Raw genomic sequence first — 14151 nt, 5'->3', positions numbered from 1 at the left:
GGACATGCAGGTCCTGAAGACGCAAACTCCTGAACACTGACGGTCCCGGCAACGATGACGTCCCGGCGGGCATCAACGCCGCAGGCGCGCGCCGGTTCGGCCTAGTTCAGAGCATGCCGAATATCAGCAGGACCGCCAGCCCGGCGAAGGCATAACGCAGCGGACGGTCTTCCGCGATTCTCTCGATAACCTTCATGGGTTCGCCCCTTTTTCGTCTCTCTTGTTCGTCTCTCTTGGCCCCGTCAAAAAAGACAAAACGGCGGCAGCGGATTGGTTCCGCGCAAACGCGCTTTCTTTCCGCAACCAAATATCCGGCCGGGGCGTTGAGTCCCCTGCGAGAGAGAAGGAATCGGAACCATGAGAAAAGCAGCAGTCATCATTGCGACAGTCGCCACTCTTGGCGCCACCCTCGCCGCTGCTCCCGCCGAAGCCCGCTACTATCATCGTGGCGGCGGCTGGGGCTGGGGACCGGGAATCGGACTGGGCATCGCCGCCGGCGCACTCGCGGCCGGGGCGGCCTATGGCGCATACGGGCCCTATGGCTACGGGCCGGGATATGGGTACGGTTACTACGGCCCGCGCTATGCCTACGGCCCGGGGCCTTATGCGTATTACGGCGGACCGCGTTATTATTACGGGCCGCGGTACTACCGCCCTCGCTACTATCGCTACTACTGATGCAAAAGCCCGGAGCAACCCTCCGGGCTTTTTGCTGTCAGTGGACGCTCTCTGACAGTCTGGTGCGATAGACCTCGTCGCCGTCCTCGTCGCTCACAACGATGGAATAGCCCTGATGTACCAGCGACGGCCGCTCGCGCGCGATCCGTGTCGCCAGTTCATCGGCGACCTCGCTGGCCTGCGCCGCATCCTCCAGTTCCTTATCCCCCTTGTCGGCAACGCTCGTGCCGTCGGCGAGATTGAATTGAAACCGCATCGGATTCTCCTTCTGCTTCCAGGCGTTTGCGTCAAACGCCGCTCGCAAAAAACCCGCCCTCGGCCGAAGCCTGTGGCGGGGCTTCATGCCTGCATCCCGTTCGAATGCGGGCACATGGGCCGTTAAACACGCGGGCGTGATTTCGTTCCCTGAACAATTGCGGTTCCCGGGCTGAACTTTCGGGCGGCACGCCGGTTGACAGCGGCGATCACGAAAGGATTCAGGTCATGAAAAAGATTGCTGTTGCTCTGGCGACGGTCGCCACCATCGCAGTGATGTCCGCGCCTGCCGCGGAAGCCCGCGGCGGACGCAACGCCGCCGCGATCGGGTTTGGCCTTGCTGCAGGCGCGCTGGTTGCCGGCGCCGCCGCCGCCAACTCGTATAACTACTACGGCGGACCGGCCTATTACGGCGGAGCCGGATATTATGGCGGCGGCCCGGCCTATTACGCCGAGCCGGTCTATGCCGAGCCGGACTACTACGGCCCCGGCTATTATCGCGCACGCGCCTACCAGCGGAACCACAGCAACGACCCGAACCCGGTCGACATGAACCCATACAATCCCTGGTAACGAGGCCCACGACGAAAGCCCGGCGCACGCTCCGGGCTTTTCTGCGTGCGCGCCTCATGCGCCGGCGCATGGCGCGCCGACGCCGCGTGAGTTTATGGCTTTGCGTTATGCGTTTTGCGCGAGGGTGTCCGCGACCTCCCTGTCGTTCACCGTCTGATGGATCAGCGAAGCGACCACGGCGAGGATGTTCTTGCTGCGATGCTCAATCTCGCCGACCAATCGCCGCTCGCGCTCCTTCGCTTCCACCGCGAACAGCAACTGGCGATGCACCAGCGCCAGCACGGCCACCAGCAGCCCTGACAATGCAAACAGAATGAAATTCGCAGATGCACGCGGTCGAGCGGCGCGAAGGTGAAGGCAGGTTCGGTGAACACCCACCACACGGTGAGAACCGACAGCACAACGGAAAGAACGCCGGCGAACAATCCGCACGTTTTCCACGTCACGTTTTCAATGTGACGCGGCGATTGTTGTCTTGACTCGAAGAGAACAAAAAGAGAACATACGCGCCACCCCGTCAATACGGAACATCGGCATGTTGGACAAACTCGCCTCCGGCCCTCGGTCGGAATCGGAGCGGCTGGATATTGCGGCGGATCAGGCGATCGCGGCGTGCGGCGGCGACATGCGCAGCACGATCCGCGCGCTGATCCTGGCGAACGAGTTTCTGGAGTACGAACTGTGCGAGATGTTCAAGGCCGTGACCAACGGCAACGCGCGCGGAAAACTCGCCGCGAACCGGGCCGACTGGTTCGACTGACGCATGAAGCCAAAGACATCCGATGACCCGGCGGTCAGGTCATTGAACGATCAGGTCCTGCAAGATGCCGCCTCTCGCGCGATCGAGGCCGGGGCTACTTCTTGCCGCCCTTGCTCTGCTGATAGCTGGAGCCGCCGCTCTTGGGCGCGTTCTTGTCCGCCTTGGGCTTCTTCTTTTCCTTGTTGCCCTTGTCCTTGCCCTTCGCCATCGTGTCCTCCGCTGCCGTATCGGCTGTTGTCCGTGGCGAGCCTAACACCTTGTCCGACCCGCTGGCGATCTATCTCGCGCAGGGGCGAATAGGCCGCAGGGCGATTGAACGCTTTGTCCGTTCGGGCGTTAACGGGCGTCACGAAAGGACAGCTTCATGAGCGCGAACCAGATCAAAGAGCATATGGAAGTCATCGGCGCCGACGGCGTGCATGTCGGCACGGTCGATCGCGTCGAGGGCGGCCGGATCAAGCTGACCAAGGCCGACAGCGGCGAAGGCAGCCACAGGGGCCACCATCATTATATCGATCAGGGGCTGGTCGCGGGTGTCGAAGGCCAGAAGGTGCGCCTGTCGGCCAACGCCGATGTCGCCGTGACATTCGAGGAAGAGAAATAGCGCCGCGCGGCCGTCAGGCCGATTTGCGCAGCACAGGCTCGGATTCGAGCGGCGTCACGTCGAACACAGCATAGCCGTTCTTGCCGTCATTCTTGGCGGTGTAGAGCGCACGGTCGGCTGCCGCGATCAGCCGTTCCGCGTGCAGCCCGATCTCGGGCCGCCACTGCGCGACGCCGATCGACGCCGACAGCGCCAGCGAGACGCCATTGCCCTGCACAGCTTCGTTCTGACAGGCCTCCAGAATGTGGCGGGCCACCATCGCCCCCTCGCGCAGGGTGGTCGAAGGCAGCACCACACAGAATTCGTCACCGCCCATGCGCGCCAGAAGATCGCCGGTGCGCAGCCGGTTTCCGGCGACGCGGGTGAACAGCCGCAGGCATTCGTCGCCCGCAGCATGGCCGTGGTTGTCGTTGACTTCCTTGAACTCGTCGAGATCGATCATCAGCAGCGCGAACGCCTCGCCGCTGCGGCCGGAGCGCGCGCATTCCTCGTTCAGCCGCGTCAGGAACTGGCGGCGGTTGGCAGCGCCGGTGAGATCGTCAAACATCGCCAGATCCGCGACTTCGGCGCGCAGCCGGTCGATCGCCATCAGCAGGAAGCCGAAATTCCACATCATCGACAGGAACACCAGCGCGAGAATAAACAGGGCCTGAACCCGGTTGAAATCGACCAGCGACACCGGGCCGCCGACACCGGTCACGGCCGCCACGGCGCGCGCCGCATAAACCCCGATCATCAGGATGGCGATCCAGCCGGCCAAGCGCGCGCCGGGATGCACATTGCCGTTCTTGCGTGACAGCAGCAGCGGCAGCGTCATCGCAATCGGCACCGACTGGCAGGCCGAGTAGATCACGATGCGCATCATCATGTTGTCGTCCCAGACGAAGTACGCCAGGCCGAAGAAGTTGATTCCGACCATCGCCGCCGTGGAGCGCCATGACACCGGGACGCCGTAGAACTGCCGGATGCCCATCGCGGCAAGGCAGATCGCCAGAATGAGGATGGAGCCGCCGATCACCAGCGGGATGAGCAGAAGAGTTGTATGCTGCGGATCGATGAAGCCGCGGCTCATTGCAAGCGCGGCGCCGAACGCGGCGAGCAGCGCACTCGCGGTCCAGTACCGCGCAGCCTCGAGATTGGGATAGCTGCGAGCGACGTGAACCCATATCGTTCCGATCGCAACGAAGTTGACGATGAAAATGGTCCAGAGGGTCGGGACGCTCAGCATGCGTGGGCCGAGGGTGCGCGGTTGCCCGCGTCTTGTGCCCTGTCCCTGTGATCGATCGCCGCCCGATGCATAAACCCACTCCCGATCCCGGATCACCCGGAAATCCGCCTCCCCCGAAGCCGGATGCATCCTTGCAGGGGCGCTCTTAACGGAGTCTGACCGGCCCTGGATAAACCCTGCTGTGGTTGTGAATTGATGAAAATGCGGCGCGCATGCCCAAATGAAAGCCGCCGTGGCGCACGCGTTGGCGGTTGCGAAAGCAGAATGAAAGCCTTTGCTCGCTGTTAACCGTAAGCGCGCACGGCGCCGTCCACAGAAAAAGACGCCGCCGATGTCATGAAGCCTGCACGATGCTGAAAAACAGGCGACAAATTTCAGCGAATCGGCTCGGATTGAAAATGAGGCTGCGCACTGGCCTATCGCCGAGCATGCCTCGTGATGTTGACGTCAACCCGAACCCATGAGGATGCCATGGCGAAGAAAGCCAAGAAGGCGAAGAAGGCGGCGAAGAAGACAGTGAAGAAGGCCAAGAAGGCCAAGAAGAAGTAGTTTTATTTATTTGAAGTGGCTCGGGCGGAGCTGCTTCGCCCGAGCTGCCTATCAGGGCGGCTTGCCAGATCTGGCCTTGCGCAATCTGCGCTTCCTCCGCCCCTCATCAGCAATCGCCTCTGGCAATGACCATCACCATTATCGCCTTTGAACAGTCGCCCGATGGCGGCAGGGACTGGCGCGTGATACGCGCGTTCGGTGGGCGCTTGAAGAAGTCGGCCAACCCTACGAGGTTCGGCTTGTTTCATTTCGTGCGCTGAAGGAACCCGCGCATCTGGCGCTTCATCCTTTCGGCCAGATTCCGCCCGCGGCGAAGCGCGGCCCGCATACAAACGCGCTTTCGACGCTCAATGAGCGGTTAACACCGGAAAACCTCCCGGCTGATTGAGACCGGTCATCGCGCATCCGTGACGGCTGTATAACCCGCGCTTTGTTCGGTAATTCCTGCAAATTTATGATGTCAGGCAGCGCGCAGCCCTGCGTCCGCATGCCGCAACACTTAGTCATTGACCTAACTGTTCGCAGAACTATAGTTAGCCTTGTGACTAACCTTCAAGATCGCCTCAACGATACATTCCACGCGCTTGCCGATCCGACCCGGCGCGCGGTGCTCGCGACGCTGACGTCCGGGCCCGCCACGGTGAGCGATCTTGCGCAACCCTTCGACATGGCGCTGCCGACATTCCTCCAGCATCTGAAAGTGCTGGAGGAATGCGGCCTTGTCCGTTCGAAAAAGGTCGGACGCGTGCGGACCTGCCAGCTCAAACCCAAGCCGCTTGCGGACGCGGAGGACTGGATCGGCGCGCAGCGCACGCTCTGGACCAAAAGGCTCGACCAGCTCGACGACTATCTCAGACACCTCAACACCACGGAGACACGGAAGTGACCGCGTACAAAACCGACCCCAAGCTCGATCTCGTTCTCGAACGAATTGTCGACGTGCCGCCCGAACTGGTCTGGAAGGCCTGGACCGAACCGAAGCACCTGATGCAATGGTTCACGCCGGCGCCATGGAAAACCGTCGACTGCGAGATCGATCTGCGCCCGGGCGGCATCTTCCGCACCGTGATGCGCTCGCCCGAAGGGCAGGACATGGACAATGCCGGCTGCTTTCTCGAAATCGTCGAACACCGCAAGCTGGTCTTCACCGACGCACTGTTGCCCGGATTCCGGCCGCGCGACGGCGGATTCTTCACGGGCATCGTCACCATCGAGCCGGTCAAGGGCGGCACGAAATACACCGCCATTGCAGTGCATAAGGACGAAGCCGGGAAGAAAGCCCACGAGGACATGGGCTTCCACAGCGGCTGGGGCACGGCGCTCGATCAGCTTGTCGCCTACGCCAAGACAATGTGAGACGCACTCATCTGCGCGGCAAACAGCAAAGGGCAGCATGCATGCTGCCCTTTTTCGCGACTACCGCATCTGGAACTGCAAGTCCCCCGTAAGGATGACGCCCCGCGTGAAGCACGCCACATCCACGAGCCGAAACAGGGAATAGCCTGCGCCCGTCGTCACCCCTGACAGGAGCGCCCGATATGACAGCCCTGTTAACCGCAATCGCGCTTTGGCTTTCAGCCAACTTCAACCTGCCGCCCCTGAGCGAGCAACCGAAAATCGAACTGGTTTCCCAGGCCAGGATCACGGCCATCCGCTATCAGGCATTCAACGTGGAGGCGCGGCACGACATCGCCGCCATGCCGCCCGTCTTCGACCCGCGCGAAACCGTCGCCATCTACGACGATGCCAACCGGACGATTTTTCTTCCCCTGACATGGACCGGCGGCACGGCGGCCGACCTGTCGGTGCTGGTGCACGAGATGGTGCATCACCTTCAGAACATCGGCGGCATCAGGTACGAATGCCCGGCGGCGCGCGAGCAGCTTGCCTATCTCGCGCAGGACAAATGGCTCGGGCTGTTCGGGCAGGACCTCGAGCACGCCTTCGAGATCGACAAGTTCACATTGAAAGTCAGCACGTCCTGCGGATTCTAGTATCGGGCCCCTCACCGTCCCGCGAGACGATCCGCGAAATAGCCGATGGTCTTGCGGTAGATCGTCGCGCGATTCCATTCGCGCATCGCCTCGAAATTCGCGGAGCCTTCGTGATAATCGCCGCCCGCCCGCCAGCCGGCGGTCTTGAGCAGGTTTGCCGTCGAGGCCAGCACGTCCGGCACGCTGTGGCGCAGGTCGACATGGCCGTTGCCGTCGAAGTCCACCCCGTACTTGATGTAGGACGACGGCAGGAACTGGGTCTGGCCGAGTTCGCCGGCATAGGCGCCGACCAGATCGCGCAGCGGGAGATCGCCGCGCTGGACGATCTTCAAGGCCGCGAGCAGTTCGCCCTGAAACAATTCGGTGCGGCGGCAATCATGCGCCATGGTCGCGAGCGTACGGATCACCGGCATCTTGCCGATGTCGCCCTTGCCGAAATCCGACTCCAGTCCCCAGATCGCGACGATGATCTCCGGAGGCACGCCGAAGCGCTGCTGGACGCGCGACAGTAGTGCAGCGTGACGCTGCAGCATCGCCTTGCCGGTGTTGACGCGCCCTGACCCGACGCGGGTCGCCACGTATTGCTCGAAGGTCTTGTTGAAGGTGCCGCGCTGGCGGCGGTCGAACGACAGCACCGCCGGATCCTGCGTCACGCCGCTAAGCGCCTGCGAGATCACGCCCTGCGAAATCCCCGCTGCTGCAGCTTCCTGCGACATCGCTGACACAAAGGTCTGGAAATCGCCGCCACAGCGGGCGGCGAAGGCGGGGGTGGAGACAAGGAGTGAAATGAGAACGGCGGCGAACACGCGCATGAAACAGCTCCGTTATGGAATACATATCGATGATGGCATGGGATTCAGGTTCGAACAATGACGCCGGTTCTGACCTGAGAGGACATGCGAACCTGATCGGTTCTACCCCCGCTCAAGGTTCGTAGCGTTCTCGCCACTCTTGAGGCGGAAAACGGATGGGCGGCCGCATCGAGAACCATGAAGGGACATTATCCAGCTTGCGCGCGCCCTGCTACGCCAGGCGCGCCTCAGATCCGGCTTGATCCTCGCCAAGATGTGGCGTGCGACATCGTCCCGCTCACAACAAATCTAACTCAAAAGCCGCGCTGTTTCGCCCGCCCGCTTCGGCATCACAATCCCGGAGACGTCACGTGCCCCATCCCGCCCTCGTTCCGAACGCCGTCGCCGTCATCACCGGCGGCGCGTCCGGCATCGGTCTCGCCGCCGCCAGTCATTTCGCAAAGCTCGGCCTGAAGGTCTGCATCGCCGATCACGACGACGACAAGCTCGCCCGCGCGGCTGAACTCCTCACCTATGTCGCCCCCGGCGGCAGCGAGGACATCATGTCGCTTGCGGTTGACGTCAGCCATCGCGAGCAGATCGAAAAACTCGAAGCCGCCGTGCTTGGGCGGTTCGGCGGCACCGACGTGCTGATGAACAACGCGGGCATCGGACCGGAGAGCACCATCCTCGGCCCGCGCGGCACATGGGAGCATATGCTTGGCGTCAACCTGTGGGGCATCATCAACGGCACGCAGGTGTTCGCGCCCGGCATGATCGCGCGCAAGCGGCCGGGGCTGATCATCAACACCGGCTCCAAGCAGGGCATCACCACGCCGCCGGGCAACCCCGCCTACAATGTCGCCAAGGCCGGCGTGAAGGCGTTCACCGAGGCGCTGCAGCACGAGCTGCGCAACACGCCGGGCTGCGAGATCAGCGCGCATCTCTTGATCCCCGGCTTTGTGTTCACAGGTCTGACCGCGCGTGACCGCACCGAAAAGCCCGCCGCCGCATGGACGGCGGAGCAGACGGTGGATTTCATGCTGGAGCGTCTTGCCGCCGGCGACTTCTACATTCTCTGCCCGGACAACGATGTGCCGCGCGCGCTCGACGAGAAACGCATTCTCTGGGCCGCTGGCGACATCGTGGAGAACCGTCCGCCGCTATCACGCTGGCATCCGGATTATGCGGAGGCGTTCAAGAGATTTGTGGACGTAAAGTAAACGCGCTTAAGCGTTGCCGATGAAAATACCGGCGGCGAGAACCAGCGCGCCGCCGAGCACCACCTGAAACGCCGCGCGCAGGAACGGCGTTTCCATATAGCGGTTCTGAATCCACGCGATCGCCCACAGCTCGCAGAACACGACGATCCCGGCGATCGCCGTCGCGGTCCAGAATTGCGGGATCAGATAAGGCAGTGCGTGGCCGAGGCCGCCGACCGTGGTCATTAGTCCCGACGCGAGGCCCCGCTTCAGCGGAGATCCGCGCCCGGAGATGACGCCGTCGTCATGGGCGGCTTCGGTAAATCCCATCGAGATGCCGGCGCCGACCGACGCCGCAAGGCCGACGGTGAATGTCGTCGACGTCGATTGTGTCGCGAAGGCCGTGGCGAAGATCGGCGCCAACGTCGACACCGAACCGTCCATCAGGCCCGCGAGGCCCGGCTGCACCCATGTCAGCACGAACTGACGCCGTGCCTTGTGGTCCTCCTCGTCGCGCACACCGCCTGCAAGCGTCGTGACTTGAAGCTCTTCCGCCTTGTGCTCGTGCTGACGCTCGGCGGCGGCGAGATCGCCGAGCAGTTTACGCGTGTCGGGATCGGTCGAGGCCTGCGCCGCGCGGACGTAGAAATTCGCGGCGTCGTCCTCCATCCGCTCGGCCTCCGCGCGGATGCGCTCGAGGCCAAGATTTTCCACCAGCCAGATCGGCCGGCGCGAATAGTAGCCCGCGACATGCTCGCGCCGGATCAGCGGGATCACCTGGCCGAAGCGCTTCTTGAAAGAGTCGATCAGCAGTTGGCGATGGCCGTCTTCCTCCGCCGCCATCTCGTCGAACATCGCCGCCGTCGCCGGATATTGCGACCGCAACTGTTCGGCATAGGTCGCGTAGATGCGCGCATCGTCCTCTTCCGACGAGATGGCGAGCGCCAGCACTTCGGCCTCGGAGAGATCGCTGAATTGCCGCCGCGCGGCGAAGCCCTGAAACATGGCCAAAACTCAATTTAGAATAATTCTAAACTGGATTTTAGCGTGGTGGGGCGCGGGGTGCAACTGTCGATGCTGCCGGAAATGCCTGTCAGCAACGATGGCTCACGCGCTTTGGTACAAAGGAACGTGCCCGGACAACGACGTGCCGCGCGCGCTCGACGAGAAACGGATTCTCTGGGCCGCAGGCGACATCGTGGAGAACCGCCCGCCGCTGTCGCGCTGGCATCCGGATTATGCGGAGAGGTTTAAGAAATTTTCGGAAGCATAGGAAAACGGATTAGAAGGGAATATCATCGTTGAAGACATTCTGCTTTTCCGGCGAAAGAGGAAAGGCTTTCGATGGGAGAGCCACATTCGTTACTACGAAAAGATTTAGAATATCTTCGCGATCCACAAACATGACTTGGCTTCGTTTTGTTTGGTCAAGCTTCCCGCCCAACCAATTCTTAGCGGCCTTTGTTATTTCACCTCCAGCAATAATAAAGGCGTGATCTACAAGCACCCGCCGATTAGTCTCAGGATCGAAGATTTCATGGCCAAGCATCATCGTTGTCTGATTTAGTATCTCTGCAACGTTCGCTGTTCCACTTTTACTCGCGCCAGATGCATCGAGCTTGTCACGCTTCACTTGTAAGCCAAAGTACAAGACGTGCTGTGTAGGCAACGTGTATCGCATCCATATATCTTTGCCGTACTCTAGCGCTTTGTCTTTGTGACCTGCCGCCGTTATGCGCTGAAAGCCAAGCTGCCTAAACAACGGCATCAGCACTTCCTCGATTAACTCATCTTCCGAAGCTTTATCGAGATAAGAGATCAAAAGATCGCGACGCATAAGCTCATCCTTCGAAAAGGGCCTATGCGGGTTGGCTGCAGGTAACGCGATTGTACCAGTACCGATGTGCCGGAGATAACACTTCATGTCCGACGCGTAGAAAGCCTCAAACCCTTCGCGCGCTAGAGAGATATTTAGCCTAGCAAGCGCAGCCTTGCGCTCGGGATCACCGCTAGTTGCATCCCCCATATCCATCAGCGTGGTAATTATCCGGCAAAATGTTGCAGGAGGCGTTTGAGCGTCCGAATGAGATTCAGCAAGAACCTGTTCGAGAACCGACGAAACCCAAGCGTATCTAGTTGAGCCATCGTGAACATAATCCGTATCCGCATCTTGAAAAAACCGAGTGATATAGGAACTACTGCGATAGACGAATGGCGCTCCTTCGCCATTGCCACAGATCATGTCGGCAATTTCATCCAGCGTTCGTTTCCTCCATTTCATTGATCAGTCCTTCAAGGCGAGCAATCTAAAATCCAACCAAACTCTGCGTTCGGCTTCCTCCAAAATGTCAATATCCAGCAGCACCTTCGGATAATGCAAAGATATGGCCGCGGCTGCGGGACTTGAACCCGCACGCTCCTGCCTTTAGGTTGGTCTTGCGAGTACCACCTAAATCGAAAGCAGGGCTCTATCCATTGAGCTAAGCCGCGATCTGGGAAGCCGATTAACCTGCCTTGGCCGTCTCCAATCTTTTTTTCCTAAGTTTCTTGAGTTCCACTTCTTTGCTGAACTCAGGCTCAAGCTCTTTCAACTTCTTGATCAAACCATTGAACAGGTAGCCATTGTTCACTTGCGATTTTTTGCCGTTAAAGCGCTCAACCCTTTTTATAAGGCCTGCCTCTTCAAGCTCAGTGATATAGCGCTGGACTTGGCGCGGACTCTTACCCATTCGCCGCGCGATCGTATCCTTGGCTGGAAAAGGATACTTGTCAGCCTCCCACCAGTGTTCGCAAAGTTGGGCTAAGACATTAAATTGCGGCGGGCTGATCTTTAGCTTTCCCTGAGCACGGAGCAGTAAGTTAGGCAACGCTGTGTAGCCTAGCTTTAAAACTTGCGGCGACCACTTGTCTTCGGCGCGCTTTCCCGAAGTTTTCTTCGGGAAGGGAATCACCGGGGTCGTAACTGTGGGTGGGGTTGCTTCGGTCATGATTGCGATATGCTCCTAAATAATCTGAGCGACAAGGCCGTCCAGTGACTCAGGGGAGGACAAATATGACTAGGTGCCTATACGTACTGCTGCGTGCTGTGTCACTGAGTGCTACGTGACGCTACGTGCTAATTCGTAGGACATCTGCGGCTCCCAGGCCTAGACAGATATGTCCTCCGAACCGAGACACCAACGTCTCCCGGAAAATTTTGTTTGGCCCCCAATTCATGAAAGCCGTCGTTCTTCAAAGCAAAACGGCGGACCTTTCGATCCGCCGTTTGCTCAATGAAATCTCACCGATTGACTTAGTTATCCAGAAAGCTCCGCAGCTTCCTTGACCGCGACGGATGCTTCAGCTTGCGCAGCGCCTTCGCCTCGATCTGACGGATACGTTCGCGGGTCACCGAGAACTGCTGGCCGACTTCTTCCAGCGTGTGGTCGGTGTTCATGCCGATGCCGAAGCGCATGCGCAGCACGCGCTCCTCGCGCGGCGTCAGCGAGGCCAGCACGCGGGTCGTGGTCTCGCGCAGGTTCGACTGGATCGCCGCGTCGATCGGCAGCACGGCGTTCTTGTCCTCGATGAAATCGCCGAGATGCGAATCTTCCTCGTCGCCCACCGGGGTTTCGAGCGAGAGCGGCTCCTTGGCGATCTTGAGAACCTTGCGCACCTTCTCCAGCGGCATGCCGAGCTTTTCGGCGAGTTCTTCCGGGGTCGGCTCGCGGCCGATCTCGTTCAGCATCTGGCGCGAGGTGCGCACGATCTTGTTGATGGTCTCGATCATGTGCACCGGAATGCGGATGGTGCGCGCCTGATCGGCGATCGAACGGGTGATGGCCTGACGGATCCACCACGTCGCGTAGGTCGAGAACTTGTAGCCGCGGCGATATTCGAATTTGTCGACCGCCTTCATCAGGCCGATGTTGCCTTCCTGAATGAGATCGAGGAACTGCAAACCGCGGTTGGTGTATTTCTTGGCGATGGAAATCACGAGACGCAGGTTGGCCTCGACCATTTCCTTCTTGGCCTGACGGGCTTCGCGCTCGCCCTTCTGCACGCCGTGGACGATCTTGCGGAATTCGCCGATCTCGAGGCCGGTGAGGCCCGCGAGCTGCTGAATCTCGTGGCGCAGTTCCTTGATGCGGTCCTTCTCCACCGCGACGAAATTCTTCCAGCCCTTGGCGGCCAGTTTCGAGACGCGGTTGAGCCAGCGCGGATCGAGCTCCGAGCCCTGATAGTTGCGCAGGAAGTCTTCGCGGCCGACGCCGTGGCTGTCGCCGAGACGGAACAGGCGGCCCTCGAACGACACCAGCCTCTTGTTGATGTCGTAAAGCTGCTCGACCAGCGAATCGATGCGCGCCTGGTTGAGCCGCAGCGACTTCACCTCGACAACGATTTCGTCCTTCAGCTTCTTGTACTTGCGCTCCTGCGCCGGCGAGAGCGTTTCGTTCTGGAGCTGGTTCTGGATGTCCTGCTCCTGCAGGCGGCGCAGCTTCTTGTACTCGCTGGCGATCTTGTCGAAGGTCTCGACCACCTTCGGCTTCAGTTCGGCCTCGATGGCCGCGAGCGACATCTGGTTTTCGAACTCGTCGTCCTCGTCCATGTCCGCTTCGGCGGCGGCTTCGCCGGGGCCCTTTGCGGCGTCGCCTGCGGCAGGCGCGGGACGGAACGGCGTCGGCGACGGCGGCGCGGCCGGTGCGGCGGCGGCCTGCGCAGGCATCACCTGCACGGTGCCGTCGGCGTTGATGATGGCGCTGGTGGGCTGGCCATCGGGACCGACGGGGCCGGCGATCATCGCCGGGTTCATGTTGTTCTTGGCATCGGGACCGGCGTAGGTCGCTTCAAGGTCGATGATGTCGCGAAGGAAGATCTTTCCTTCGTTGAGTTCGTCGCGCCAGATGATGATGGCCTGGAAGGTCAGCGGGCTTTCGCACAGCCCTGCGATCATCGCCTCGCGGCCGGCCTCGATCCGCTTGGCGATGGCGATTTCGCCCTCGCGCGACAGCAGTTCGACGGTGCCCATCTCGCGCAGGTACATGCGCACGGGATCGTCGGTGCGCTCGCCCGGCTCGGACTTCTTGGTTTCGGTGACGGCCTTTGAGGTGACCTCGACAAGCTCGTTGTCGGTCTCGTCCTCGGCCTCTTCCTGCTTCTCTTCGTCTTCGTCGGCGGCGTCGTCGGACTCGGAGACATTGATGCCCATGTCGGAGAGCATCGCCATGATGTCTTCGATCTGTTCGGGCGAGGTGGTGTCGGAGGGCAGCACTTCGTTAAGCTGATCGAAGGTCACGAAGCCGCGCTTCTTGGCCTGCTTGATCATCTTCTTGACGGCGGCGTCGGACAGGTCGAGCAACGGAGACGGTGCGTCCGCGCCGTCCTTCTCAGGCGTGTCGGCGGCCTTTTGATCCTTGTCCTTGTCTTTGATCACTGCCGTCTTTGCCTTGATGGCCATTCACTGCTCCTGAAACACGCTCACGACGTGGGCCGGTGGCCCGCGTGGAATTTGAAACCGCGTTGATGCGGAAAGGGCGG

16 protein-coding genes, 1 tRNA gene and 2 pseudogenes are annotated in these 14151 nt (G+C 60.8%); 10 read left to right on the top strand and 9 right to left on the bottom strand.

The features are described 5' to 3' along the window. The first annotated feature begins 357 nt into the window (after window positions 1–357). The gene (locus tag BN32_RS02370) at window positions 358–678 is read left to right on the top strand and encodes a hypothetical protein (RefSeq protein ID WP_019195649.1); all 321 of its coding nucleotides are present in this window, start codon (window positions 358–360) and stop codon (window positions 676–678) included. A 37-nt stretch (window positions 679–715) separates the two neighbouring features. On the opposite strand, the gene BN32_RS02365 is transcribed toward BN32_RS02370, so the two are convergent. Beyond that, window positions 716–934 (bottom strand): DUF6894 family protein, encoded by a 219-nt coding sequence (locus BN32_RS02365; protein WP_152343867.1) that lies wholly within the window; start codon window positions 932–934, stop codon window positions 716–718. A 227-nt stretch (window positions 935–1161) separates the two neighbouring features. Between BN32_RS02365 and BN32_RS02360 the strand changes: the two genes are divergently transcribed. Next, window positions 1162–1506 (top strand): hypothetical protein, encoded by a 345-nt coding sequence (locus BN32_RS02360; RefSeq protein WP_019195647.1) that lies wholly within the window; start codon window positions 1162–1164, stop codon window positions 1504–1506. 105 nt (window positions 1507–1611) lie between these two features. On the opposite strand, the gene BN32_RS27520 is transcribed toward BN32_RS02360, so the two are convergent. After that, window positions 1612–1794: an HWE histidine kinase domain-containing protein gene (locus tag BN32_RS27520; RefSeq protein ID WP_244438078.1), complete on the bottom strand. Its 183-nt coding sequence runs from the start codon at window positions 1792–1794 to the stop codon at window positions 1612–1614. 247 nt (window positions 1795–2041) lie between these two features. On the opposite strand from BN32_RS27520, the gene BN32_RS02350 reads away from it, so the two are divergent. Both BN32_RS02350 and BN32_RS02345 read left to right on the top strand, forming a co-directional pair. Continuing rightward, complete coding sequence (locus BN32_RS02350; protein ID WP_019195645.1) at window positions 2042–2266, top strand: hypothetical protein; 225 nt, start codon at window positions 2042–2044, stop codon at window positions 2264–2266. Between the two features lie 364 nt (window positions 2267–2630). After that, window positions 2631–2870, top strand: a complete 240-nt coding sequence (locus BN32_RS02345; RefSeq protein WP_019195643.1) for a DUF2171 domain-containing protein — start codon at window positions 2631–2633, stop codon at window positions 2868–2870. Between the two features lie 13 nt (window positions 2871–2883). Here the strand turns inward: BN32_RS02345 and BN32_RS02340 are convergent, their stop codons facing one another. Beyond that, window positions 2884–4098, bottom strand: coding sequence for a GGDEF domain-containing protein (locus BN32_RS02340; RefSeq protein ID WP_019195642.1), 1215 nt, complete (start codon window positions 4096–4098; stop codon window positions 2884–2886). Window positions 4099–4772: 674 nt separating this feature from the next. Here BN32_RS02340 and BN32_RS25900 point away from each other — a divergent pair. The 4 genes and pseudogenes from BN32_RS25900 to BN32_RS02325 all read left to right on the top strand — a co-directional run. Further along, window positions 4773–4951, top strand: a pseudogene (locus tag BN32_RS25900) (thioredoxin domain-containing protein); the annotation flags it as partial. Window positions 4952–5188: 237 nt separating this feature from the next. Then, on the top strand, window positions 5189–5533 hold the full coding sequence (locus BN32_RS02335) for an ArsR/SmtB family transcription factor (protein ID WP_019195639.1): 345 nt from the start codon (window positions 5189–5191) through the stop codon (window positions 5531–5533). Then, complete coding sequence (locus tag BN32_RS02330) at window positions 5530–6003, top strand: SRPBCC family protein (protein ID WP_019195638.1); 474 nt, start codon at window positions 5530–5532, stop codon at window positions 6001–6003. Before BN32_RS02335 ends, BN32_RS02330 begins: the two co-directional genes overlap by 4 nt. A gap of 182 nt (window positions 6004–6185) precedes the next feature. Then, the gene (locus BN32_RS02325; protein WP_019195637.1) at window positions 6186–6641 is read left to right on the top strand and encodes a DUF6647 family protein; all 456 of its coding nucleotides are present in this window, start codon (window positions 6186–6188) and stop codon (window positions 6639–6641) included. An 11-nt stretch (window positions 6642–6652) separates the two neighbouring features. Here BN32_RS02325 and BN32_RS02320 read toward each other — a convergent pair whose 3' ends face one another. Beyond that, window positions 6653–7453, bottom strand: coding sequence for a lytic murein transglycosylase (locus BN32_RS02320; protein WP_019195636.1), 801 nt, complete (start codon window positions 7451–7453; stop codon window positions 6653–6655). 350 nt (window positions 7454–7803) lie between these two features. On the opposite strand from BN32_RS02320, the gene BN32_RS02315 reads away from it, so the two are divergent. Next, a complete protein-coding gene (locus BN32_RS02315) occupies window positions 7804–8655 on the top strand; it encodes an SDR family NAD(P)-dependent oxidoreductase (RefSeq protein WP_019195635.1) in 852 nt (283 codons plus the stop codon). Window positions 8656–8661: 6 nt separating this feature from the next. Here the strand turns inward: BN32_RS02315 and mbfA are convergent, their stop codons facing one another. Continuing rightward, window positions 8662–9639 (bottom strand): iron exporter MbfA, encoded by a 978-nt coding sequence (gene mbfA, locus BN32_RS02310; protein WP_019195634.1) that lies wholly within the window; start codon window positions 9637–9639, stop codon window positions 8662–8664. A gap of 127 nt (window positions 9640–9766) precedes the next feature. On the opposite strand from mbfA, the pseudogene BN32_RS26670 reads away from it, so the two are divergent. Beyond that, window positions 9767–9907 (top strand): annotated as a pseudogene (locus tag BN32_RS26670) (short-chain dehydrogenase); the annotation flags it as partial. A gap of 9 nt (window positions 9908–9916) precedes the next feature. Here BN32_RS26670 and BN32_RS02305 read toward each other — a convergent pair. From BN32_RS02305 to rpoD, 4 genes are all read right to left on the bottom strand, one after another. Further along, on the bottom strand, window positions 9917–10915 hold the full coding sequence (locus tag BN32_RS02305) for a hypothetical protein (RefSeq protein ID WP_040425359.1): 999 nt from the start codon (window positions 10913–10915) through the stop codon (window positions 9917–9919). 104 nt (window positions 10916–11019) lie between these two features. Further along, window positions 11020–11124 (bottom strand) — tRNA-OTHER (locus BN32_RS02300). A gap of 14 nt (window positions 11125–11138) precedes the next feature. Beyond that, complete coding sequence (locus tag BN32_RS02295) at window positions 11139–11621, bottom strand: helix-turn-helix domain-containing protein (RefSeq protein ID WP_019195630.1); 483 nt, start codon at window positions 11619–11621, stop codon at window positions 11139–11141. Window positions 11622–11926: 305 nt separating this feature from the next. Further along, on the bottom strand, window positions 11927–14071 hold the full coding sequence (gene rpoD / locus BN32_RS02290; RefSeq protein WP_019195629.1) for an RNA polymerase sigma factor RpoD: 2145 nt from the start codon (window positions 14069–14071) through the stop codon (window positions 11927–11929). Window positions 14072–14151: the final 80 nt, after the last annotated feature.

This window comes from Afipia birgiae 34632 (assembly GCF_000308295.2).
Taxonomy (GTDB): domain Bacteria; phylum Pseudomonadota; class Alphaproteobacteria; order Rhizobiales; family Xanthobacteraceae; genus Afipia; species Afipia birgiae.
The sequence above is the reverse complement of the archived record's forward strand: the minus strand, read 5'-3'. Positions and strand labels throughout refer to the sequence as shown.